Source organism: Alteromonas sp. 5NW40-0090 (genome assembly GCF_057552975.1).
The window spans coordinates 103949-127553 of the sequence record NZ_BAAJLT010000014.1 but is presented as its reverse complement, the minus strand read 5'-3'; the positions used below and the strand labels follow the sequence as shown (position 1 = coordinate 127553).

At 45.7% G+C, this 23605-nt stretch carries 14 protein-coding genes; 7 read left to right on the top strand and 7 right to left on the bottom strand.

Features of this window, described 5'->3' with window-relative positions:
• The first annotated feature begins 22 nt into the window (after positions 1-22).
• From AC27KT_RS17235 to AC27KT_RS17225, 3 genes are read left to right on the top strand one after another with little or no spacing between them, the layout of a single operon-like run.
• Positions 23-1333 (top strand): sugar porter family MFS transporter, encoded by a 1311-nt coding sequence (locus AC27KT_RS17235; protein WP_487132008.1) that lies wholly within the window; start codon positions 23-25, stop codon positions 1331-1333.
• 13 nt (positions 1334-1346) lie between these two features.
• A complete protein-coding gene (locus AC27KT_RS17230; protein ID WP_487132006.1) occupies positions 1347-3422 on the top strand; it encodes a glycoside hydrolase family 32 protein in 2076 nt (691 codons plus the stop codon).
• A gap of 22 nt (positions 3423-3444) precedes the next feature.
• Complete coding sequence (locus AC27KT_RS17225) at positions 3445-4674, top strand: oligosaccharide MFS transporter (protein WP_487132004.1); 1230 nt, start codon at positions 3445-3447, stop codon at positions 4672-4674.
• On the opposite strand, the gene AC27KT_RS17220 is transcribed toward AC27KT_RS17225, so the two are convergent.
• A complete protein-coding gene (locus AC27KT_RS17220) occupies positions 4655-5647 on the bottom strand; it encodes a LacI family DNA-binding transcriptional regulator (RefSeq protein WP_487132002.1) in 993 nt (330 codons plus the stop codon). The genes AC27KT_RS17225 and AC27KT_RS17220 overlap by 20 nt on opposite strands.
• 286 nt (positions 5648-5933) lie before the next feature.
• Here AC27KT_RS17220 and AC27KT_RS17215 point away from each other — a divergent pair, with 286 nt between their 5' ends.
• Positions 5934-9374 (top strand): hypothetical protein, encoded by a 3441-nt coding sequence (locus AC27KT_RS17215; protein WP_487132000.1) that lies wholly within the window; start codon positions 5934-5936, stop codon positions 9372-9374.
• A 53-nt stretch (positions 9375-9427) separates the two neighbouring features.
• On the opposite strand, the gene AC27KT_RS17210 is transcribed toward AC27KT_RS17215, so the two are convergent.
• The 5 genes from AC27KT_RS17210 to AC27KT_RS17190 form a co-directional block, all read right to left on the bottom strand.
• Positions 9428-10435, bottom strand: a complete 1008-nt coding sequence (locus AC27KT_RS17210) for an ATP-grasp domain-containing protein (RefSeq protein ID WP_487131998.1) — start codon at positions 10433-10435, stop codon at positions 9428-9430.
• Between the two features lie 133 nt (positions 10436-10568).
• Positions 10569-10775, bottom strand: coding sequence for a hypothetical protein (locus tag AC27KT_RS17205; protein WP_487131996.1), 207 nt, complete (start codon positions 10773-10775; stop codon positions 10569-10571).
• Between the two features lie 47 nt (positions 10776-10822).
• Entirely contained in the window at positions 10823-11134 is a 312-nt protein-coding gene (locus AC27KT_RS17200; protein ID WP_487131994.1) for a helix-turn-helix domain-containing protein, read from the bottom strand.
• Positions 11131-13398, bottom strand: coding sequence for a peptidase domain-containing ABC transporter (locus AC27KT_RS17195; protein WP_487131992.1), 2268 nt, complete (start codon positions 13396-13398; stop codon positions 11131-11133). Before AC27KT_RS17195 ends, AC27KT_RS17200 begins: the two co-directional genes overlap by 4 nt.
• 3 nt (positions 13399-13401) lie before the next feature.
• On the bottom strand, positions 13402-14655 hold the full coding sequence (locus tag AC27KT_RS17190) for an HlyD family secretion protein (protein WP_487131990.1): 1254 nt from the start codon (positions 14653-14655) through the stop codon (positions 13402-13404).
• A gap of 434 nt (positions 14656-15089) precedes the next feature.
• Here AC27KT_RS17190 and AC27KT_RS17185 point away from each other — a divergent pair, with 434 nt between their 5' ends.
• Positions 15090-16634, top strand: coding sequence for a hydroxymethylglutaryl-CoA reductase (locus AC27KT_RS17185; RefSeq protein ID WP_487131988.1), 1545 nt, complete (start codon positions 15090-15092; stop codon positions 16632-16634).
• A gap of 74 nt (positions 16635-16708) precedes the next feature.
• On the opposite strand, the gene AC27KT_RS17180 is transcribed toward AC27KT_RS17185, so the two are convergent.
• A complete protein-coding gene (locus tag AC27KT_RS17180; RefSeq protein WP_487131986.1) occupies positions 16709-20044 on the bottom strand; it encodes an amidohydrolase family protein in 3336 nt (1111 codons plus the stop codon).
• A 170-nt stretch (positions 20045-20214) separates the two neighbouring features.
• Between AC27KT_RS17180 and AC27KT_RS17175 the strand changes: the two genes are divergently transcribed.
• On the top strand, positions 20215-21345 hold the full coding sequence (locus AC27KT_RS17175) for a PepSY-associated TM helix domain-containing protein (protein WP_487131984.1): 1131 nt from the start codon (positions 20215-20217) through the stop codon (positions 21343-21345).
• Positions 21346-21433: 88 nt separating this feature from the next.
• The gene (locus AC27KT_RS17170) at positions 21434-23551 is read left to right on the top strand and encodes a TonB-dependent receptor (RefSeq protein ID WP_487131982.1); all 2118 of its coding nucleotides are present in this window, start codon (positions 21434-21436) and stop codon (positions 23549-23551) included.
• Positions 23552-23605: the final 54 nt, after the last annotated feature.

Sequence of the window (23605 nt, the reverse complement as noted above, 5' to 3'; positions counted from 1 at the left end):
TTAAGAGGTAAAAATATACATCATGAACAAAATAGTTTACTGGTCACTCACTGTTGCAATAGCCGGATTTTTATTTGGTTTCGACACCGCAGTGATATCTGGAGCAGACCAATCCATTCAAGCGCTGTGGGACACTCCGCCCCTTTTTCATGGGTTGTTCGTCATGTCTTCTGCACTGTGGGGAACGGTGATTGGCGCGTTGATGGGGAACTGGCCCTGCGATAGGCTTGGGCGCAAAAAGACGTTAGTTCTTATTGGCGTCCTCTATCTACTCTCTGCTATAGGTTCAGCACTCGCTCAGGATCCGTATACCTTTGCTATTCTTCGGTTTATCGGAGGCTTAGGAGTAGGGGTATCTTCAATCGCTGTACCCGCTTACATTTCTGAAATTGCACCAGCCAAAATCAGGGGGCGGCTTGTCGCAACTTATCAGTTTCAAATAGTATTTGGGATCCTCATCGCTTTTCTTTCAAATTATTTGCTCTCGGGCGTTATTGTCGATGACTGGCGAGTGATGCTGGGAGTTGAAGCCGTGCCAGCATTCATCTACTTCCTAATGGTACTGAAAGCACCGGAGAGTCCTCGCTGGTTATTGCTGCATCGCGATGACGAAGCCCGTGCTCGAGAGGTCTTTTTATCGCTACAGAGTGAAGGTGTCGAACAAACTATCAGCGCCATAAAAGCTGATAAGGCAGGGCGTAAAAGAGAGTCTTTATTTAAACCTGAGTTTCGACTTCCGGTGCTGCTTGCCTTTTTACTTGCTGCATTTAATCAACTATCAGGTATTAACTTCATCATCTATTACGCACCACGCGTGTTTGATATGGCGGGTTTAGATGGCAGCACCGCATTGCTTTCCACAGCAGGTGTCGGATTAGTCAATCTTGTATTTACGATGGTTGGATTAAGTCTGATAGATCGGCTTGGACGAAAATCACTCATGTATATAGGTTCAATCGGTTACATCCTGTCTCTAGCCACTGTTTCATGGGCATTCAGTAGTCAAGTCGGCGGCACTATTGTAGTGAGCGCAGTGTTCGTATTCATCGCGTCTCATGCGGTTGGGCAGGGTGCCGTTATCTGGGTTTTTATTGCAGAAATTTTCCCCAACTCCGTGCGCTCCAAAGGACAGTCATTGGGAAGCGGCACACATTGGGTTTTTGCTGCGCTGATCGCGCTTTTAATGCCTCAGGTATTAGCCGCCTTTTCTGCCAGCCAGGTCTTCGCGTTCTTCACATTTGCGATGTTCTTACAGCTTATTTTTGTTCGATTCATGATGCCAGAAACGAAAGGGAAAACGCTTGAGGATGTGTCTGCAGCGTTATCAAAATAGAGGCATGTTAACTATGAAAACACTATTAGGTCTTATTATTTCTTCAGCTCTTGTTGGATGTTCCATGAATCAAATTAGTCCACTTCCCGAGGACTCGACTCTTGTGGTCGAGGCCGCTCGCAACGAAGCTTTTCGTCCCCAGATCCATTTCTCACCGAAAGAAAAGTGGATGAATGATCCCAACGGTATGTTTTATCTCGATGGCGAGTACCATCTATTCTTTCAGCATAATCCCGATGCCTCCATCTGGGGGCCTATGCATTGGGGGCACGCTGTGAGTAAGGACCTTATGCATTGGGAGGAGTTACCAATAGCGCTTTACCCTGATGAGCTTGGCACCATTTTCTCTGGAAGTGCAGTCGTCGATGTCGAGAACACCAGTGGTCTGGGAAGCAAAGATAATCCCCCTATTGTTGCGTTGTATACCTATCACAATGCGTCAATGGAGAAGCAGGGAAGGATTGACTACCAAACCCAAGCACTGGCTTACAGCTTAGATAAAGGCCAGACGTGGGAAAAGTATGCCAATAACCCTGTTATTGACAACCCGGGCATAAAAGATTTTCGCGACCCAAAGGTCATGTGGCATGAACCGTCAGGAAAGTGGGTGATGGTGCTAGCACAAAAAGATCATATTGGTTTTTACAGTTCAGATAACCTGATTGACTGGTCGTTAGAAAGCACATTTGGTGAAGAAATAGGTAGTCATGGCGGTGTGTGGGAGTGCCCGGAACTGCTGCTATTGCCTGTCGAAGGAACTGATGAATCTAGATATGTATTGTTGGTAAGTATATCGCCAGGCGGCCCAAATGGAGGCTCGGCAACCCAATACTTTGTTGGGGATTTCGACGGCAAAGAATTCGTATTAGATGCTAAGTGGCAAAGCGAACTCTCACCTACAGTGGCTAGTTTTCCAAAAGGCACGGTCTTCGATAATTTTGAAGATGGAGCTGACAAGTGGACGCAGCAAGGTAATGCCTTTGTTGATGCTCCCACCGAAGGTGGACATGCCAACCAGCCGCCCCCCACGGGTTACTCTGGTGATTATCTTGTAAACAGTTTTGCAGATGAAGATCGTGCGCAAGGAACGCTGACGTCGGAAACGTTCACCATATTTGAACCTTATATCAACTTTAAAATTGGTGGCGGCCATCATCCAGACCGGGTTGGCGTTCAACTCGTGGTGGAAGGCAATATAGTAAAATCTGAAACAGGCCTTAACCGAGAAACGCTTCATTATGCGAGCTGGGATGTTAGTCAGTGGCAAGGTAAATCCGCATTTTTGAGAATTATCGATAACGAGTCCGAAAGCTGGGGACACACTTACATTGACGATATTGTGTTTGCGAGCGAGCCTGCAACAAATCGAATTGAGCCCGCTATTTGGCTGGATCACGGTACAGACAATTATGCAGGGGTAACTTTTTTTAAATCGCCAGATAGTAATGAATCACGTCATATATTTATGGGCTGGATGAGCAATTGGTTATACGCAAATGATGTACCGACAGACATATGGCGTAGTGCGATGACACTACCTCGTACGCTGCATCTCGTTAAAACCAGCAAAGGACTCCGTGTCCGTAGTCAGTTGGTAGACGAAGTGGATAGATTAGTTGAAGCGTCTACTAAGTCGCCAATTTTAAAAGCAGGACAAGCAATGAGCCTTTCTTCTCTAGATAGCAACGGTAGGGAATCGGCGCTTCGCTACGCTTTCGACGTTCAGGGGAATTCACCTTCACCTATTTCGATTCGACTTGAAAACCAAAGCGGTGAATTTGTTGATATTGAAATAGATCAACAACGATCCTTGGTATCACTAAACCGAAGTCACTCTGGAGAAACATCATTCAATGAGCATTTTGGAAAAGTCCAGAAGGCAGAGTTAACAACGACAAGCGACTCATATAACGTCACAATAATTGTCGACCGCTCATCATTGGAATTGTTCATTGACAATGGCACTACCGTTATGACGGCGCTAGTGTTTCCCAAGACTGTTTACGAAACGCTACGCGTAGCGCCTAACAGTCAATCAGTACACCAGCTATCAATTGACCGATTGGGCTCTGTGTGGTCTTCTAATTAGGAATTATGCCTAGGGTATTATTATGAAGTGGCAGTCAAACTCAGCATACTGGTCGTCCGCATTAACGTTTTTTGCGTTTTTCCTGACCTGGTCGTTTTGCTATTCGCTCTTTCCGTTATGGCTAAACCAAACCCTAGGGTTAACCGGAAGGGAGACGGGCGTTGTCTTTGCGACCAATGCGATGGCTGCCTTATTCATAATGCCTGTTTATGGTGTTCTTCAGGACAGGTTAGGAACCGGCAAGCAGCTTTTATTTATGTTAGGTATCCTCATGGCTGGTGTGGGTCCATTCTTTATCTTTGTCTATCAGCCGTTGCTAGAGTCTTTCTTCTATTTCGGCGCAGTAGTGGGCGCGGTGTATAGCGCGTTATCCTTTGGTGCCGCGGTGGGAACGCTTGAAGCGTTTATTGAAAGGCTTGGTCGGCAACATAATGTTGAGTTTGGTAAAGCCCGATTATGGGGGTCGCTAGGCTGGGCAAGCGCGACGTTTATTGCTGGTGGTCTTTTTAATGTTGACCCTAGGCTGAATTTTGCGCTTGCAACCATCAGCGGACTGGCGTTTGTCATCTGTCTATTCTGGTTGCCTAAATCTGCGAGCACGGCGTCGTCTTCAAGCAGTAAAGTCAATTTAAGAGATGTTTGGTCGCTCTTTGGGCAGAAGAAGTTTTGGCGTTTGAGTGTGTATGTGATGGGCGTATCGTGCCTATATCAAATATACGATCAGCAATTCCCTATTTATTTTGCATCGTTATTTACCTCGCCAGAGGAAGGAAACAGGTTCTACGGTTATTTGAACTCACTGCAAGTATTCGTTGAGGCAGGGATGATGTTTGTTGCTCCTTATATTGTCAATCGAATAGGTCCAAAACAGGGATTGCTGTTAAGTGGAGCCATCATGGCCAGTCGAATGTTGGCTTCTGGTCTGGTTGCCGACCCTGTGTCCATTTCATTGGTCAAATTGCTACATGCATTAGAGCTTCCGATCTTATTGGTCGCGATTTTCAAGTACATTGTAGCGAATTTTGACGCAAGGTTATCGGCGACGATTTACCTCGTTAGCTTTCACGTATTTACTCAGGTAGTAACAACACTTCTCTCATCGCCAGTCGGAGAGCTTTACGACACACTGGGATTCGCAGACGCTTACTTACTCCTTGGCTGTGCGGTCACGGTTAACCTTGTCGTTTCTTTTTGGCTTCTGGAAAATGCTAAGCCTGAAACGTTAGTAACAGTTAAAACGACTGACGGCTGACAAGGGAAAAACGCGCGGTTTCGCGTGTCTTGTCTGTTCTTTCTGAAAGCAGATAATTAAACGCCCACTTACCCATTTCGTAATGAGGAAGTGCCATGGTTGTTAGCCCCGGTTGTAAAAGAGAAGGGATGATATCCCAGTCATCGAAGCTGCCTATTCCAATGTCTTTACCCACTTGAAGCCCAAGAGATTGAACAACGAAGTAGACTTCCACGGCCATTGGGTCCTGACCACAGAGAATAGCGTCAGGTTTAAAGTCTTTAATTAATTCTGCTGCGCGTTTGCGGGTAATAGAGCGCTCTTCATTTTCGTCACCAATAATGACGGACTCGATTACGAGATTGTCAGGGCTTTGTTTGGCGTCAGCAAACGCCTGCTCAACCCCTTTTTTACGAAGCTTGGCGGCAATGATATTTTCATTCAGGTTCAAAAAGGCAATACGTTTATAGCCCTTGCTCAGTATGTTCGCCGTAATCTCCCGTGCGGCTTCTTGTTCGTCGGGGACTATAGAGGGAAATTTACCATCGCTATCGAAGCAATTAGCAAGCACTGTAGGGACTTCTGAAAACTGAGACGGTAGACGAACTTCCCGATGGTACATTGCGGCATAAATGATCCCTTCCACTCGGTGCTCAAAAAGGTGATTTACGGCACCTTCAACGCTGTACTTATTCACGTTTACGTTGAGTACCATCAACTCTTTATTGTGCTGCCACGCAAGATCTTGTGCCCCCCTAATAAGGTCAAAAGTGTAAGGCACTCTGAGTAGCTCATCTGCAATAAAGCCTACAACGCCAGATTTCTTGCGACGGGTCATTTGTGCTGCGCGATTGGGACGATATCCGAGTTCTTCGATTGCCTTAAGCACCTTCTCCCTATTCTTGGGTTTAACTGTGGGGTCGTTATTCACTACCCTAGAAACAGTTTTGAATGCGACGCCTGCATGCGCAGCTACGTCTTTTATCGTCACCATAGCAGATTATTCCCAAAATTTTTTTCATCAATATCAATGTGCTAACGCTTAACCCTTTTATCACACTTTTGAATAAACTGGTAATAGCCGCGACGATTTTTATCAGCCTCATAAAAATGTAAAAAAAATGTTGAGTTAATGTGCGGCTGACATTAATATCGTAAAGACAACGTTGTTTATTTGTGTGGGAACCCAAAAAAGAATGTCAAAGAACAGCCGTACGATTTTGACATAACCAATTAAAAGTAAACGGACATAGCCTTACAGGGGGCTATGGAGGAAAACCATGAAAATATTAAAACCCACTAGCAGAGGGTGGAAATTATCAGGACTCATTTTAGTGGTAAGTGCTTCTCTTTCAGCATGTTCCGATAGTGATACTGATAAAAATGAGGTTGAGGCAGAGTTAATTGTTTTACAAGAAGGGCAGAGCCCCTCTGATGTCATTGGCGGTGGGAATCCTCCTGAAGAGCAACAGCCTGATGAAGATATCGTTATCACAGACAACCCAGAGATTTCCGGTCAACCTCTTTTTAACAACCCCGAAAATAGTCAACAGGTACTCTCGGGCTTTGAATTCTGTTGTGGACAGTACAATACCTACGCTGAACACGGATTTGAAAGCGTGACTGGCGACTTCGACAAATTAGACGGAGGCTGGTGGGGAGCCGATGTTGCAGGCGTTATCGGAGAACGGGTTTTCTCAAGCTTTGGCGATGGATTCGATAGTAGTGACGAAGCACTGGGTTGGATAGGATTTAGTGCAGTCGGCACGATGGATAGTCCATCATTTGAAATATCCGAACGATTTATAAACTTCCTTGTAGGTGGTGGCGCAAATGGTGTGTCGGAATCTAACACCACGGCGGTAGCGCTGGTTGTTGATGACGAAATAGTGTTGCAGGCTAGCGGTGACGACACAGCTATGAGTATGAGATGGGTCAGCTGGGATGTAGCCGATTATCTTGGTATGACCGCGAAAATTCGTTTTATCGATCACCACCCAGATGACAAATCTGATACTGCTTTACCTTATTTATTAGCTGATGAGTTTCGTATCTCAGATGAAGCGGCCGCCCTTCCAGAAGCAAGCAGTCAGTTGTTAACGTCGGTAAATATTTCTGTCGAACCAGAGGTGGAGGGAGTCTCTGCATTTAGACGTGTTTCAGATCCTGGCCAGAATATCGCTGGGTTCGAGTTCTGCTGTGGTCAATTTAACACCTACGCAAATCACGATTTCTTGGCTACGGGAGAAATGGTCAAGCTTGATGGTGGCTGGTGGGCTGCTGATATTGTCAACCATCAGGGCGAGCGAATCTTTTCCAGCCGCGGGGATGGCTTTTCAGCAGACGGCACCGGACTTGGCTGGATTGGAGATGAAGCTACTGGCACGTTAAGCACGCCTCCTTTTGAAATTACACACAAGTTTTTAAACTTTTTAGTAGGTGGCGGTACCAACGACTTTCGCAGTGACAATGCAACGGCAGTGGTGTTGCGAGTGAATGGCAAAATAGTGCGTCAGGGTGTAGGGAATGGACTAGAGTCGCAGCTTGACTGGTATACGTGGGATGTGAGTGCACTGCAAGGTCAGACCGCTGTACTGGAGATTATTGACCTGCACGAAGGAGAAGATGACGGAAGTCTCGCCTTCATCATGCTAGATGAAGTCAGACTTGCCGATTTTGCGGCAGTAGAGCCAAATAAACTCGATTTGGTGAGCATGCCAGAAGGCCATGACGTGTCTTTACCTTTGGTAATGGCCGACCCAAATCCGTATTTCCGTGATGGTGAATTCTATATTTATTATTTAATAGATACTGCATTTCATGATTGGTATCTCACTAAAACGAGCGACCTTCAGCAGGCTAGCTTTCCCCAGCGGGTGCTTGAAGCTACTGGAGATACCAATACGCAAGACCAGTGGACGGGTTCAGGCAGTGTTGTAGAAGATGCAGAGGGTCAAACGCATATTTTCTTTACGGGCCATAATGCTGACTTCAATCCAGTGGAGGCAACAATGCATGCCGTGGCGACAGACAACACACTTACAAACTTTACTAAAATCCCAGAGGATACCTTTACGGGAAGTAATGGATATAGCGATTTTGACTTTCGTGACCCCAAAGTATTCTGGAATGAGGAAACCAATAACTATTGGATGCTTATTACCACGCGCTTTGAAGGGCAAGCGGCAATTGGCTTGTATACTTCTGACAATCTTATAACTTGGGCAGCGCAAGACCCCCTGTTTATGATGAATACGCCACTTAACCTTGAAGTGCCGGACTGGATTGATTTTGGTGACAATCAGTTCATGGTGTTTTCAGATCAGAATGACGGAGAAAGGGATATCAAGTATTTGCATCAGACAAGTGCTGGATGGGAGCTGGCAAACTATGCGTCGCTTGATGGCAAGTTTTATTATGCTGGCCGCACAGCATCTTCAGAAGACGCGACGCTTATGTTCGGCTGGATACCTCATAAAATTACAAGAACTAATGCTGGTGTGGGAACGTTTGGCGGCGACTTGGCGATTCATCAATTGCATCAAACCGCTTCTGGTGAGTTAGCAGTGATGATTCCGCATTCTTACAAAACGGAGTTTGCGGAGCCTATCTCTACCGATATACAGCAACAGGAGGGCTCGGTATCAGGTGTTGCTCCGATTTCATTGATGTCATCCTCTGCTTTTACGTTAGACACAGTGAGCAAAAAAAATCGCCTGTCGATGACGGTAAGAAGTGAAGCATCAGGCGGTAGATTCGGACTTTACTTCCCCACTGAGGGAGAAGGTGAGCAGGTGGCCAGACTTGAATTTGACACCAACAGCAATAAAGCATCATTTTATTTTGGTAACACACCTCCGACGGGTGGTGCGAGCGTAACTCCCACTCCAGCCCTTGAAGGTGAGCCGCTTTTCGTCAGAGCAGAGGCTCCTGAACAAAATATAGCGGGGTTTGAATTTTGCTGCGGACAGCACGGTACGTTGTCAGGGCATGAATTCACAAACGTCACTGGCGATTTCGTAAAGCTTGATGGCGGCTGGTGGGGCGGTGATGTCGCTAACAACGTGGGTGAGAGGGTATTTTCAAGCTTTGGTGACGGTTTTGAGGAAGACGGAACTGCCCTTGGCTGGATTGGCTTCGGGGCAACTGGAAGTGCAGACTCTCCGTCTTTTGAAATTACCAAACCCTACATAAACTTCTTAATTGGCGGTGGTTCCAACCCGTTTGACAGCGCTAATGCAACCGCTGTTGTATTGATGGTAAACGGAGAAGTCGTGCGTAGCCAGTCAGGTGTTGATGCTGAAAAAACGGCGGATGATAAGTTTCGAATGGAATGGGCCACTTGGGATGTCAGTGATCTTATAGGACAGACCGCCGTTATCAGATTGATAGATCAACATTCAGATGACGGTTCAGATACAGCGCTACCCTATCTTTTGGCCGACCAGTTTAGAGCTGCTGATTTACCCGCGGTCAGTGACGGTGAAGAAGTGAGTTCCGGAAGTTTAGATGCTCAAGTCGCAGTGCCTATGGAACTAACCTCTGACGTTAAACTTGATGTGTGGTTAGACCCAGAAGCAGGGCTTGGAACGGTTTACATCAACGATTTCAGAGCGCTCAGCTTCAGACTATACGACCTTGCTCAAAGGCCGATAGGGGTTTATACACGAGAGCACAATATTTCAATAGTGGATCTTCAGAGATTTACAAAGAATCCGTAACTATAAGCCATGAGCAGACCACAGAGATGTGGTCTGCTACTTTGATGAGGAGCTCATCTAAACGTTGTATCTGACAGAAGTTCTATAAGCCTACTCGTAATATCCAAGCCAGTATCGTTCTCTACTTTTAGGAAATAAGGGCTGGGATTGGCCTCTAGAAAAAAGTATTTTCCTTTCGCACTCTTACGCCAGTCGATTGCACACCAGTGCATGCCTAACGCTTGGCAAATTTTAATAGCCAGACGCTGGACCTCGTTTGGGATAATAGTCACAGACACACTGGCATTGTCATCGTTTCTATAATCTAGTTCGCTTGAGTCAATTTGTACGCTTAGCACATCATCGCCAAGCACATAGCTACGTACATTTTCGCCAGCAATGTATTTTTGGAAGGTCACAGGGCGCTCACTTAAAAGTGTATTTAGAAGCGGGCGCATATTGGGTTGTTTATTTACAAATTGAGCCGTGCGACCGCCGCGTACCGGCTTGTAAATAACCTCGCGCATGTTGTTGCAAAACTGAGAAGCAACCTCGGATGCATTGCCAACAAAGGTGTAGGGAATATGTGCCCCTAACTTGCAAGCAACGCGGGATTGATAAGGCTTACACTGATGGCTTCGAACAGCGTCGATAGAGTTCACCCATTTAATGTCGCTATAGCTGAACCAGCAAAGTAGCGTACTTGCTCGCTCTTGCTCAACCCATCCTGCGTTTTCTAGCAAATTAGATTCACGATTATGAGGTCTATCACCTTGTGTTTGAGCATCTGCACTGGCATCGTTTTTACTATTATCACTTGGGACTTTTAGCGGTATGCCAGGTAGGTACTCATGCCAATAAGCGGCCTGGGTATTCGAGAACGTAACTCTAGGTTGATCGCAAAGTGAAGGCGAATTGAAATGAATTAGCCCGTCATCAAAATCAGGGTCATAGCTAATGCTCCATGTTGAACCGAACTGTTGTGTATTAGCGATATAAAAAGGGGTAGCTGTTTGACTGAGCGCCGTCGCTACGTGTTGAATTTGTGGGTCTTGCTCACTTCCTAAAAGTGCAACGTGCATTCGCATTCCTTGCTAGCGGGTTATGAGTAATTATCTGTGCTCACTGGCATAAGAGTATCTGGATGTTAAAAGCGCAACACATGGATATGACAGAATTAGTGTCCATCCATATGTTGACGCTAAATCTTTAAAACTAGGACAAAATGTCTGGTAGCTTTCCACCGCCCTCACCAATAGCCATGGTGATATAAACGGGCTCTTTAGGTGTTGGGCCGACTACCGGCACGGTATCGCTCAAGCGAGCGCGAAGGCCGCCGTATACCTCAAACAGCTGAGCTTCGGCTAAAGCAATGGGTTCATTAGTTGTTGGTTGGTTGTGACTTAGTTGAAGGTGTTTCATAAAGTACGCTCCTTGTAATGGCGTGTTGAGTGATGAAGTAGATGCGCTTATAGCGAAACCACTTCTTGGTAAAGGGTTCTAAAGCAGCAGGCAATAAGTGCGGAACGACTACTGATATTGAGCTTTTTATAAATGTTGGCGCAATGAAACTTAACGGTCCGTTCGCTGATAAATAACTCAGAGGCGATGACCTTGTTAGAGCAGCCTTCCATTATTTTGTGGACTACTTGCAGCTCACGTTTTGACAAACAGTCCATGGGAATAACGCTGTTGTTAGCGGTAAGGCCATTCGCATCTATTTGCATGCGTTCGGTTGCTGTTATTAATACTGCGGGTTCTCTTATTTCATGGTTTTTCATTGTGTTTCTCCGTGTTTACCTGATGTTGCGCTTCCTGTTACTTCAGTGGGAGAGCTTGGGTGTAGTATGCCGTCTGCCAAACGATAAATTTTGTCTGCCATAGCAATAGATTGGGGGCGATGTGCCACAATTATTCGAGTCATGTTCAACGCTTTGAGGTGATGATTAATTTTGGCCTCGTTCTCCATATCTAGGTGGCTGCTTGCCTCGTCTAAAAACAAAATATCTGGCTCTTGGTAGAGAGCTCTTGCCAGGAGTAAACGTTGTTTTTGACCGCCACTTAAGCTGCTGCCCATATCACCTACCAAAGAGTGATATTGCATAGGCATGTGCATGATGTCTTGATGAATACAGGCAAGCTGTGCGACGTAAACCATTTTCTTAAGGTCTGGTACTTCTTCAAAACAACAGATGTTTTGGGCGATGGTGCCGCTTAAACAGGCGTCTTCCTGAAGTACTGATGCGATGACGGGTTTAACACTACTTGTGTGCTCAATGACGCCCTCTGAGATTGGATAAAGGCCCATCAGGCATTTAATTAGTGTGCTTTTCCCACAACCACTGCCACCTATGATTGCTACTATCTCGCCAGCATTTACACACAGCGTTAGGTTTTTAAACACCCAAGCATTGGTTTCACTATAGCGATAGCTGAGCGCGGTAGCTTTGAGTGCTATTGAGTGTGGTTCAGCAGGCTGGTACGACGCGGTGCTTTTAGCATTAGGCGCTAAAAAGTTAGGCGAAAGCGGGTTGGACGTAAAAGAGGTAGACAAGTCTACATTTGCGCAGAGAGCACCTTGCCCATTGAATGCGCTATCACTGCTATTTTGCAAGCGTGGCTTTTGCTGTGCGGGCGTAAGCAAAATATCGCTTAAACGGTTGAAGTGGACACCTAACATATTCAGCTCAATCAACCTGTTAATTACCCCATCAAGTGCACTTACAAAGCGCATCTTGTATGCCGTAAATGCGAGCAGCATACCTATGGAGAGTGCGCCTTCCATCACTAAGTTTGCACCAACGTAGACTACCACTAGGTTTTCTGCGCCAAATAAGAATTGGTTAGTCAGCGTACTACCTATATTAATTTTGCCCAGTGTGATGTCTTTATTCAGAGTAGCGACAAGCTTGTTTTGCCATTGACCGTGACGCTGTACTTCTTGTCCGTATACGCGAATGGGCAAAATGGCGCGCACGCTTTCCATAAAGTGGCTTTGCTCAGACGCGGCAAGGGCAATACGTTCAGTCGTTAGCCTTTTGATAAACGGTAAAAGCCCAAGTCGAAAGGCAAGGTAGATAAGCATAATCGCAACCACAACAAGGGTAAGTTTGAAGGAATACAAAAACATTACCGCCAAGGTGATCATGGCCATAATTCCGTCCAGTACTGCAGAAACTACGCCCGTGGTTAAAAACTCGCGAACACTTGCCAACGACCCGAATCGGGATACCACATCACCAATATGACGCTTATCGAAGTAATCCAAGGAAAGAGAAAGAAGGTGCTTAAATACTGACGCTGACATCTGAAGCTGAAGGCGAGAGGACACCGATAAAATAACTAACTTTCTTATTCCGCTAGTAAAAGTTTCCATAACAAGTAGTAAGGCAAAACCAACAGCAAGCGCTTTTAGCAAGGCATCGTTGTTGTAAATGAGTACGTCGTCTACCACTGTTTGCATATAATAAGGCGTTGCAAGCGCGAAAAGCTGCAACACAATCGACAGTGCGAAAAGAGTAAGTAAATTTCGTTTAAACCCAACCGTACGAGAGAAAAATTGAGCAAGACCAAGGCGTGGTGCTGACCTCTTAGGACTGAAGGTGTCGCTAGGTGACACTTCTAATGCAATACCGGTTATGTATTTTGATGCTTCTTCAAACTGAAGCTTTCGCCGTCCAAGAGCGGGATCATGAATAGTAAGGGTTTTCCCTTTTACTTTGGTCAGCACCACAAAGTGATTCATATTCCAGTGTAATATAGCAGGGCAGGAAAGTTGTTTAAGGTGCTCCATTTCTATTTTAATTGCTCGGGTTTGAAACCCCAAGTCGCTGGCAATTCCCATTACATCTTTCAACGTTGTGCCGCGTAGCGAAACGGACATGGTTTGGCGTAAGGTGTTGAGGTCGCGCTTGTCACCATAATACTGTGCAATCATAGCTACACATGCCAGCCCACATTCAGCCGCTTCACTTTGCAAGATAACGGGTACCCGCTTTGTTGTATGGAAAATATGGGTGGAAAGGGGGTGTGTTATGCTCAACATTTTTTAAAGCTTCCCTGTAATGCTGTATAGCGGTTCCATTAGCCACTCCAAAAGGCTACGTTGACTTAAATCAACATCTGCAGAAAATGTCATTCCAGCCTTTAACGAAATAGGATTTCCGTAAGCCAATATTTCATTTGCGCTGAGGCTTGCAGTAACAAGGTAGGTTGGCTCGCTAATTGAAATAGGTACATCTTTAAGCTCGCCGGGCAAAACGAGCGACGGGGAAATATTCACGATTTCACCAGACTGGACGCCAAATTTTTGATAGGGAAATGCGTCGTATCGGATATGCAAAGCTTGTCCTTCCCGAATAAATCCTGCCGAGCTAACGGGAACAGCTAAACGCGCTTGTATGTCGCCATTCTCGGGAAGCAGTGTTAGAAGCGGGCGAGAACTATCAACGGTGTACCCTGTTTTAACTTGAAGGCCGGACACAACACCGGTGTGAGGTGCATACACGGTCTCTTCAGCGTCGCTTTTGTAACTCACAATTTGGTGATTAAGGTCGCTGTATGCATTCTCTATATTCGCCAGTTCATTGGCTTGCTGTTGCGGCAAAGTAGAAATTTCATGATTAATTGCTGCAATATTAGCTTGTTCGCTTCTCAGATCCTTTTTGGCTAACGTAAGCTGTTGCTCTGTTGTTAAACGTTGTAGCGTATGGTTTTCAAAATCGGCTTGGCTAATATGACCCTGCTCAAGTAAGCTTTGAGCTTTCTCCCATTGCTTGGTAGCTAAAAGCCATTGGGATTGTGATATTTCAACAATGGCATCTAGCGCCTCTAAGGCTTGCTGGGCTTGAAGGCGTTGCTCTTCTAAGCCATGTTGCTGGGCTACATGCAATACTCGAAGCCGCTGAATACTTTGCAATGTCCTATGCTGCTTCGCCTCAAGTTCTGCAAGTAGCTGCGTGCTAACCTTATTCCCTAGACCGTCCTTGTTGCTGTAACTTATCGTTATAAGGGGGGCGCCTTGTTTTACTAGCTGCCCCTCGCTGACTAAAACATTAAGTACTTTTCCACGTCTTGCGTTGGCGTAAAGTTTAAATACACCGTGGTTAGGCTCTAGCCATCCATTGACTGATGCCTTACGCGCATAACTTTCTGTGTTCAAGTACACTACAACGGCCACAACCCACACAATAAGCAGGCCTGAAATCACTGAGTAGACCGGTTTAGGAGTCATTAAAAAGCTTCCTTCCGCAGAATTTAATTGTTCATTAATGACTTCTTTTCTAAACAGCCCTGTTCTCATCCGTATTCCCTTCTATCTTGCTCTCAGCAATCAGAGCATGGGGTTAAAACCACTCCAGTTCTCAATGCGTTACATCACATAAAAAGTATCTGGCTGCCGCTTCCTTGTTGGCTACTAATCCTTGGCGTCTCAATCCTTGATGCCTCCGTTTTGTTACTGCCAGATACCTTGTGGTCAACATAACTGCGATGACGGTGATAACTTTAGGTGAGTTGAAAGTTTGAAGAATTGTGCCTAGGGTCTATGTTTAAGCCGCAACTACTCTGACTGGATTTGGCACATTTTTGAAAGTGCATGGCCTAGAATTGAAAGTTGATTTTGCTCAAAAAATTAGCTAAAGAATAAAAAGAAGTCATAGAACTGTATAAAGAATGTGCTATAAAAAACAAAGAAATATGAAAATAAAACGGTAAGAGCACATAGAAGGAAGCCTCATGTTTGTACCCAGTATACTTTTAAAACAACTTTACACACGCGCAAGTCTAACCAAGACAGATAAAGGCTTATCCTTTTCTCTGAAAAATAGATTGAAAGACGCAACCATCAAAGAAGTGAAATGGATATCTCTTGATGGAGTAAAGATCCCTGAAGACAAAATTTCACTTCAACTCACGCCTGATTCCTGCATTTCTGTAAAAGCGCTCAACAAGTCAGACGGAGAGCCTTTTGCATTGCGTCAAACTATAACCGTACACTTGGATATTGACGAGGCTCCCTGCCCTGAAAAACGCAAGCTGGGTATTTGTTTTTCTGCGTCGCCGTTTGGAAAGCTTAAATTTGAGGTGGAAGACAATATTACGGCACCAGGACAACGCAGTGCGTTTATTCCTCGCGATGACATGGACGATTACGGTGAGAGCATTATAAAAACACGCCAAGAATATTTTGAAAGCGCGACGGGCAAGAAAATTGACCACGTAGGTAAGTACTCCATTGACCCGCAAACGCTTAAAGGCAATATCGAGCATTTTATTGGCGTGGCACAGGTTCCTATTGGTGTTGCAGGGCCGCTTAAAATAAACGGTGAATATGCACAAGGGGAATTTGTAGTACCGCTAGCGACCACTGAAGGGACATTGGTAGCATCATATAATCGCGGTATGAAGTTACTTAATATGAGCGGTGGTGTAACGGCAACGGTAGTTGATGACGCCATGCAGCGAGCCCCTGTTTTTATCTTTGAAAACGCACGGGGTGCAAGGGACTTCGTGAAGTGGATAAAAGAGAATTTTGAAAAGATTAAAGAAGAAGCAGAAGCGACTTCAAGCGTTGCCAAATTGACGTATATCGACCACTTTCTATCGAATAAATTTGCGTTCTTACGATTCAACTTTAGGACCGGCGATGCCGCAGGCCAGAATATGGTGGGCCGCGCTACGTTCGCGGCATGCGGGTGGATACTCGATCACTATGAGGGCATAGAGAATTTCTATCTTGAATCAAACTTTGCCACCGACAAAAAAGCCTCTCAGATAAATATTATGCGTACTCGTGGTAAACGGGTGACAGCTGAAGCCACCATTAAGCGAGAGCATTTGTTAGAAGTAATGCGTGTTGACCCGAAACAAATTGATTACCACGGCCGAGTGGCTGGTGTGGGCTCTTTCTTATCTGGTGTGAATAATACGGGTCTGCATTCGCCAAATGGGATTACCGCTATGTTTATTGCCACAGGGCAAGACGTAGCAAACGTGTCAGAATCATCGGCGGCTATGATGTACTCAGAACTTACTGATGATGGTGACCTGTATGTGTCTATCACCATACCATCGCTTATAGTTGCAACTTATGGCGGCGGTACCGGTATTGGTACACAGCGAGAGTGCTTAGAGTTATTAGACTGTTATGGTCGAGATCGCGTGTATAAATTTGCAGAAATCGTGGCGTCGGTTGTGCTGGCTGGTGAGATATCGCTAGCGTCAGCGATAAGTTCGTCAGACTGGGTTTCGTCACACGAACAGTACGGGCGAAATCGTTAGAACGACTAGAATTATTGGCGGAAAGTAAAAGGGCTTCACATAATGTGAAGCCCTTTTATTTAGCGGTTCATTTACTAATGTTCCCAATGATAGTGGTGTGCTTTTGCTTCCACTTCATCTGCCGTTTGTTGCGGCATAAAGGTGGCATTGTCTTGCTCAAAGAAAAACGGTTTACGTTTTTTCTTACTGCCCACTTCGTTCATGGTTGCAGATTCGTATATGCGTCCATTTAGTACGGTGTATTCTACGAATTCACTCTTTTTAATGTCGCTTAGTACATCGCCATCAATCACGACTAGGTCAGCAAGTTTACCTTTTTCGATGCTGCCAAGGTCTTTGCCCATTCCTAGGTGTTTCGCGCCATCAATTGTACCGCCGCGTAGCGCTTCCCATGGCGTGAAGCCGCCTTGTTCCATGATCCACAGTTCCCAGTGAGCAGCTAAGCCTTCGCGCTGTCCGTGAGCGCCAATATGTACACTGACCCCATTATCTCGAAGCTCTTTGGCGTAGCTTGCTACGTTTTGGTGGTTGTACTGATTTTCTGGCGCAGTAGGTCTGCGGATCGCACGGCTGTCTAGAATAGTCGACGGGGTATAGCGAAGAAGACGCGGGTTCTTCCAGACTTCAGTTTTGTCGTACCAGTACTCTTCACCCATCATGCCGCCGTACGACACAACAAAAGTCGGCGTATAGCCAAACTCTGTGGCTTTCCATAGTTGAGTGACGTCGCTGTAGCCTTTTTCCACAGGAATGCTGTGCTCAAGACCCGTATGACCATCTACCAGCATGGTCAGATTCTGCTGAAGCTTACCGCCTCCTTCAGGCACTACCATCATTTCTTGATTTTTTGCTGCCCACAGCACTTGCTGACGCTGGTCACGACGCGGCTGGTTGTAGCTTTTCACTGAAATAGCACCGGCTTCTTTCAAGCGCTCTACGTGGAAATAGGCATCTTCATAATTATTGATGATCGCTTTGTAACCTAGTCCTTCTGCACCGTATAAAATCGTGCCGGTGGAGTAGATACGCGGCGCAACGATATCGCCTTTACGCTGTAATTCTGCCGCAGCAAAAATTTCTGTCGTGTCGTTTGAAGGGTCATGAATGGTCGTTACACCGAACGACACGTTCGAGTACTGACTCCAGTTTTGCTGAGGAATAATCTCATTGCGGCCCTGCGAGCCGTGAGCGTGCGCGTCAACAAGCCCTGGGATAATGGTTTTACCCGTGGTGTCTATTTGCATGGCATCATCAGGAATGGTCACATCGCCACGTTTACCCACTGCTTCAATGCGATTGTCTTTAATTAACACCACGCCATCTTCAATCACCTCTTGGGTATTGTCGGCATCGCGCATAGTTACCACTTTACCGCCAACCAAGGCTTTGTAGCCAGAAGGCTTGTCAGCTTTAGTGGTAAACGACAAGTCCATACCTTCCGCTACCGGCTCAGGTAAGGTTTCCGCTGCGCCATCAACAAAGGCAAAGGCTTCATCAAGTGAACGGCTAAATAGCGTAGGGCCGTTAAACCAGCTAAGGGTTTTGTTGTCAGGCGACCACGTTAAGTATTCACCTGCACGGCTTGAAAGCTGCGTTACCGGCAGTGAGGTCATGTTCGGGCCTATGGTGATGCGCTTGCCATTTTCGACAAACGGCGCCACGTAAGTTTTGAATTGGTAAACAAACGCAACCCATTTCTTATCGTGTGAAAGTTTGTACTCACTTACCTTATCGGCACCGTAAAGGTGAGTTCGCTTGTCGTTACCCTTAAGGTTAACGCTTGAAAGCTGGGTTTCGTAGTAAGCTTCGCCGCCCGCTGATTCGGTGAAATACACGCGATCATCGTTACCCGCGAAATGCGCGTTGTAGCCGCCTTCTGAGACTTTTTCTACGGTGTCTTCTTCAAGATCTGCTACGTAAATTCCTGGCTCAACCGAGTATTTGGGGTCTAGCAAGTAGCCGCCCGTAAATTTGCGGAAGACGATTTTCTCGCCATCGGCAGAGAAAGACGGCTCAATATAGTGACCTGGCTGCTGGGTAACAACCTTTCCTTTACCGCCACGAGCAGAAACCACGCGAACAGTGCCTAGGTCTTGGTCATTCCATGTCGTATAAACAATCGACTTTCCGTCGTTAGAGAAGCGCGGATAGTATTCGTCATGGTCGTTTTGTTTCGTTAAACGCTTAATTTTGCCAGATTTAACGTCGCGCACATAAAGTTTACCTAGCGCTTGGAAGAGTACGGATTTACCGTTGGGCGACATTTGAGACCAGCGGATCATGCGAACGTCAAATTCATCAGGTGCGACATCTACGTCAAAACGTAACGCATCGGCAAATTTCACCGTGCCTTCAACGGTCACGTCCATGGTGCTGGTGGTTTTATCTTTCACATTGATAGTGTGAAACTTACCGCCTGTCCAATATACGATTTTGCTGCTGTCTGGCATCCAGTCGAAGTAGGCAAAGTAACCTTCTGAACCAAAGCCTTCCTGCATATCTCGCTCTAGTTCTAACGTCAGTGGTGTTTCTACACCTGTTTTGATGTCTTTTATGAAAAGCGCGGTTCTATCTTTGACGCGACGAACAAAAGCGATGTATTTACCGTCAGGTGAAGGCGTAGGAACCACAGCGCCGCCCGTCCCGCTAATATAGCGGCTCTCTTCGCCGGTTTCGCGGTCGTAGCGAGTGATAGCAAAAATGCCTTCTAATGGGTCGCGGTTGTATTCAAAGCGGGCGCCCGGAACGGTATTTTCGGTAAAGTAAATATACTTGCCGTCATGAGAGAATACAGGGTCAGCAATGTTTTGCTGGTCGCGCTTTCCACTGTTACGGGCTTTAATTTGTAGGCCGTCACCACCTGATTTGTGGTACATCCAAATCTCGCCCGCCGGAATACTACGGCTAGACATGATGCCTTTGGTTACCACTAGGTATTCGCCGTCTGGGCTCCATTTAGGAGAGTGGATAAGATTGCTTTTCTCTTTGGTTACCTGACGAAGGTTACTGCCGTCAATGTCCATAACCCATACATTACTTAACCCATCTTTATCTGAGATAAATGCGATCTGTTTGCCGTCTGGAGAAATTGAAGGGTGAATATTCCATGCGAAGTCTTGGGTAAGCGGGGTCGCATCGCCACCACTCATGCTCACTTTGTACAAGTCGCCCAGCATGTCAAAAACCATAAACTCGCCGTTTGGAGCAATGTCTAAGCTAGACCACGTGGTTTCATTTGTTTTTATAGTGACTTCGTTTAGTGCATAAGGTGGGTTATTAACGTCCCACTTTTCGAGTTCGGATTCTGTTTTTTCTTCACTGTCGTTTTGGGCGTATATGGTAGGTACTGCACCTAACCCCAAAGCACTTACTAGTGTGATGGCCAGTAAACTTCTTTTTGTCGTTATCATAATTCTATTTCCAAGTGCTTGTTATTTATTTTCTGTCTACATCAGAGTACATGAGTTAGCCTGAAATGACGTACTCTTGAATTGTAAAACTAAGGTTAATCTTACTGCAAAGTAGGCAAGATTCATTTAGCTAATGCGATTGTAAGCACGATTTTAGCGTTTAACTTTCATTGACCAATTTTCGAGAATCGTTACTATTCGCGTTTATTTCGCAATTTGTGAGCGCGGCTTTGAAACTTTGGGTACGACGACTGCACCTTCTATTAGCGCTGGTATGTGGGTTATTTATTATTTGCCTTAGCATCACCGGTGCATTGCTAATTTATGCAAAAGATATCCAAACCTTTGTCCAACCAGAGAAGTGGACCATAGAATCTCACGAATCGCCCTTACCCCTTTCTTACATAGTGAATGCGCTGGAAGACGAGACGGGTCAGAAAGTCGAGCTTTTAATGCCCGAGTCAGACCCTGAGCTCGCTTGGCAAGGAAAGCTCAACAATGGCGAATACGTAAGCGTAAACCCCAACTCTGCCGAAATACTTCATAGATACGATTATTACAGCACGTTTTATGGGTTCACCATGGCTATCCATCGATGGCTGTTGTATCAAGATGGTGACAACGAAAGGCCACTTAGAAATTGGGTGTCTGTTAGTGCCTTAGTTCTACTTCTTGAAGTAATTGTGGGTTTTTACCTTTGGGTAAAGCCAAAAAATAGAATAAAACGCCTTGCGATTAAACGCCGCGCCAAGTTTCGAATTCTCATGTATCAACTTCATACAGTGCTGGGCGTTTATTTGGCTATACCACTAATACTCATCGCTTTTAGTGGCATGGCGTTTAATTGGAAAAGCGCTACGCAGCAGGTGGTGGAAACCGTTACTTTTTCAAAAGTTGAGAAAAGGCCAGTACCTGAACCGTTATCCCACGATGCTAGTAGTGCTTCAGTGGCTATCGATACATCGTATCAAAACGCCATAGCGGTGTTTCCCAATGCGTCACTATTTCGCATTTACTTCCCAAAAAATTCAGGCGAACACATAGGTTTCAGAATGCAAAACCCCGGCGAGTCTCACGCCTACAGCTGGGTTTGGACAAATCCTCAAAATGGAGAAGTAACCGGTTATTACGATGCATCAAAAGCTAACGTAGCGACGCAAGTTTGGAACTTCAAATACAAGTTTCACATTGGTGATTTCGCGGGCCCATTGCTTGAATCTATCTGGTTATTTATCGCATTACTCCCTGCGTTTTTTACAATAACAGGGTTTTACTTTTGGTATAAACGCTATTTTAGATAATGAGAATGGTTTTCATTATCTTTACATTGCTCTTCTACATCTTTAGTATAACGTGCCTTTCGTAACCTTATTTTCTAAAAGAGTTTTCATGTTTAGACCATCGCTTACGCTCATTGCCTTAGCCGTTAGTGCGCCTTCTTTTGCTAATGATGCCCAAAAGGATATGGAACGTATTATCGTTTCTGGAAGCCGTGTTATTGAAAGTATTGATGAAGTACCAGCGTCAATCACCGTTATTTCAAGAAAGCAGATTGAAGATCACCTGAAGGTAAACCCCGAGTTACAGAGCTTGTTAGCGCAGATGGTGCCGGGCCTAGCTCCAGATACGGGTAGTTCGAGCAATACTGGCCAGTCGTTGCGTGGACGAGCTCCGCTTGTGATGATTGATGGCGTGCCTCAGTCCACGCCGCTTAGAAATGGCTCGTTAGGTGTGAAAACGATTGACCCTAGCGCGCTTGCTAGAATTGAGGTAATTAAGGGCGCCACGTCTGTTTATGGTAACGGAGCGTCGGGCGGAATTATCAACTACATTACCAAACAAGCAACAGCGCAAGACACGCATGAGGGCCAAGTGAGTTTGTCTTCACGTTTCAGCGCAGTGAAGCTTGAAGAGTCAGCCGGTGCGCGTATTTCAGCTGCGATTAACGGCAAGGTGGAGAATTTCGATTACCTTGTTACCGCCAGCTTCGAGGAAAACGGCGTTCAGCGCGATGCAGAAGGCGACATTTTAGGTTTGCAGTACGGCCTGTCAGACGCTGAAACACAGAATTACTTTACTAAATTAGGTTACGATTTCGATCAAGAGAAACGCCTTCAATTTAGCTACAACTACTTTAGCTCTCAACAAAAAACTGATTTGGGAGATGTTCCAGGAGACATCAACGAAGGTGTTAAAACCTACGCTATTCATGTACCTGAAGCGTTGCAAAAACGCGGGAAACCTCAGGGGCCTGACGGAAATGAGAACGTCACCCTGAAATATACAGACAGCAATATCTTTGCAAACAGTGAAATGACGCTTGATGTGTACTCGCAAGATATTGAGAACGTATTCTTCTTTTCGCCTAACTTAGCTAACCCGGATGAAGGCTACGACGGCGGCCAGTCTATCATTCGCTCTGAAAAGCGCGGCGCTCGCGCGACGTTTAATACTGCCATTGATTTCGATGGCGTAGAAGCCACGTTTATCTATGGTATCGACGCGTTAAAAGACACTACCTCACAGCCGCTGGTTGATGGGCGCGTGTGGGTACCTGAAATGGAAATGGACAGCTTAGCAGGCTTTTTACAAACAAAGTGGGTAATTCACGACGACGTTATTGTAAAGGCAGGTGTGAGAAGGGAAAGTATCGATTTATCGGTTGATGACTACGAAACACTGAAGCTGTGTCGTTCTGAAACTCAATGCTCTGTTCCTCTTCAAGTTAAGGGTGACACTATAGATTACGACGCAACCACTTATAACATTGCAATTAAGTATAACTGGAGCGACAGCTTTAGCCCGTTCTTCAATTATTCGCAAGGTTCAGACATCGCTGACATTGGCCGCCTACTGCGCGCTGCAACGGTAGATGATATTGGTCTTATTCAAACGGAAGCTTCTATCATCGATAACTACGAAGTGGGCTTCACCTCTCTTTTCGACCAGGTACGCCTTGAAGTTGCGGCTTACAGAAGTACATCTGAACTCGGTACGACCAATAGTTTCAACGAGGTGACAGGTGTGTATGAGCCTGTTCGCGCACCGCAGGAAATTTGGGGTTATGAAGGCTTAGTAGACTATCGAATTTCAGAAACGCTCAACGTGGTAGCCACATATAGTTACGTTGAAGGGAAAAATACCGAAGCTGATGTGTACCTTGGCTCTCGCCAAATTAGTCCACCCAAAGCAACGGCAAACGTCAATTGGAAGCCATCAGACACTTTATCGCTAACAGTTAGCTATCTGTATGTGGGTGATCGTAAACGCTTCTCGCCAAATGCTGACGGCGACTATGTGGGCGATCAAGGACCTATATCGAGCTACAATATTGTTAACCTAAGTGGACAATACCAGTTCGCTGAAAACTGGAATGCGTTTATGGGTGTCGAGAACCTGTTTAACAGCGACTACTATCCTGCGCGCGCTCAGTCGTATACTTACGGTGGCTACAATATTAAAGGGTTAGGCACCACAGCAACCCTTGGTGTGACTTACTCTTTCTAACCAATAGCACCTCGTCTAATTGTGGCGAGGTGCCTTCTCTTTACCATCACTGTC

Coding starts and splice junctions, on each gene's coding strand:
- AC27KT_RS17235 (WP_487132008.1), top strand. CDS start 23: ATGAACAAAATAGTTTACTGGTCACTCACTGTTGCAATAGCCGGATTT.
- AC27KT_RS17230 (WP_487132006.1), top strand. CDS start 1,347: ATGAAAACACTATTAGGTCTTATTATTTCTTCAGCTCTTGTTGGATGT.
- AC27KT_RS17225 (WP_487132004.1), top strand. CDS start 3,445: ATGAAGTGGCAGTCAAACTCAGCATACTGGTCGTCCGCATTAACGTTT.
- AC27KT_RS17220 (WP_487132002.1), bottom strand. CDS start 5,647: ATGGTGACGATAAAAGACGTAGCTGCGCATGCAGGCGTCGCATTCAAA.
- AC27KT_RS17215 (WP_487132000.1), top strand. CDS start 5,934: ATGAAAATATTAAAACCCACTAGCAGAGGGTGGAAATTATCAGGACTC.
- AC27KT_RS17210 (WP_487131998.1), bottom strand. CDS start 10,435: ATGCACGTTGCACTTTTAGGAAGTGAGCAAGACCCACAAATTCAACAC.
- AC27KT_RS17205 (WP_487131996.1), bottom strand. CDS start 10,775: ATGAAACACCTTCAACTAAGTCACAACCAACCAACAACTAATGAACCC.
- AC27KT_RS17200 (WP_487131994.1), bottom strand. CDS start 11,134: ATGAAAAACCATGAAATAAGAGAACCCGCAGTATTAATAACAGCAACC.
- AC27KT_RS17195 (WP_487131992.1), bottom strand. CDS start 13,398: ATGTTGAGCATAACACACCCCCTTTCCACCCATATTTTCCATACAACA.
- AC27KT_RS17190 (WP_487131990.1), bottom strand. CDS start 14,655: ATGAGAACAGGGCTGTTTAGAAAAGAAGTCATTAATGAACAATTAAAT.
- AC27KT_RS17185 (WP_487131988.1), top strand. CDS start 15,090: ATGTTTGTACCCAGTATACTTTTAAAACAACTTTACACACGCGCAAGT.
- AC27KT_RS17180 (WP_487131986.1), bottom strand. CDS start 20,044: ATGATAACGACAAAAAGAAGTTTACTGGCCATCACACTAGTAAGTGCT.
- AC27KT_RS17170 (WP_487131982.1), top strand. CDS start 21,434: ATGTTTAGACCATCGCTTACGCTCATTGCCTTAGCCGTTAGTGCGCCT.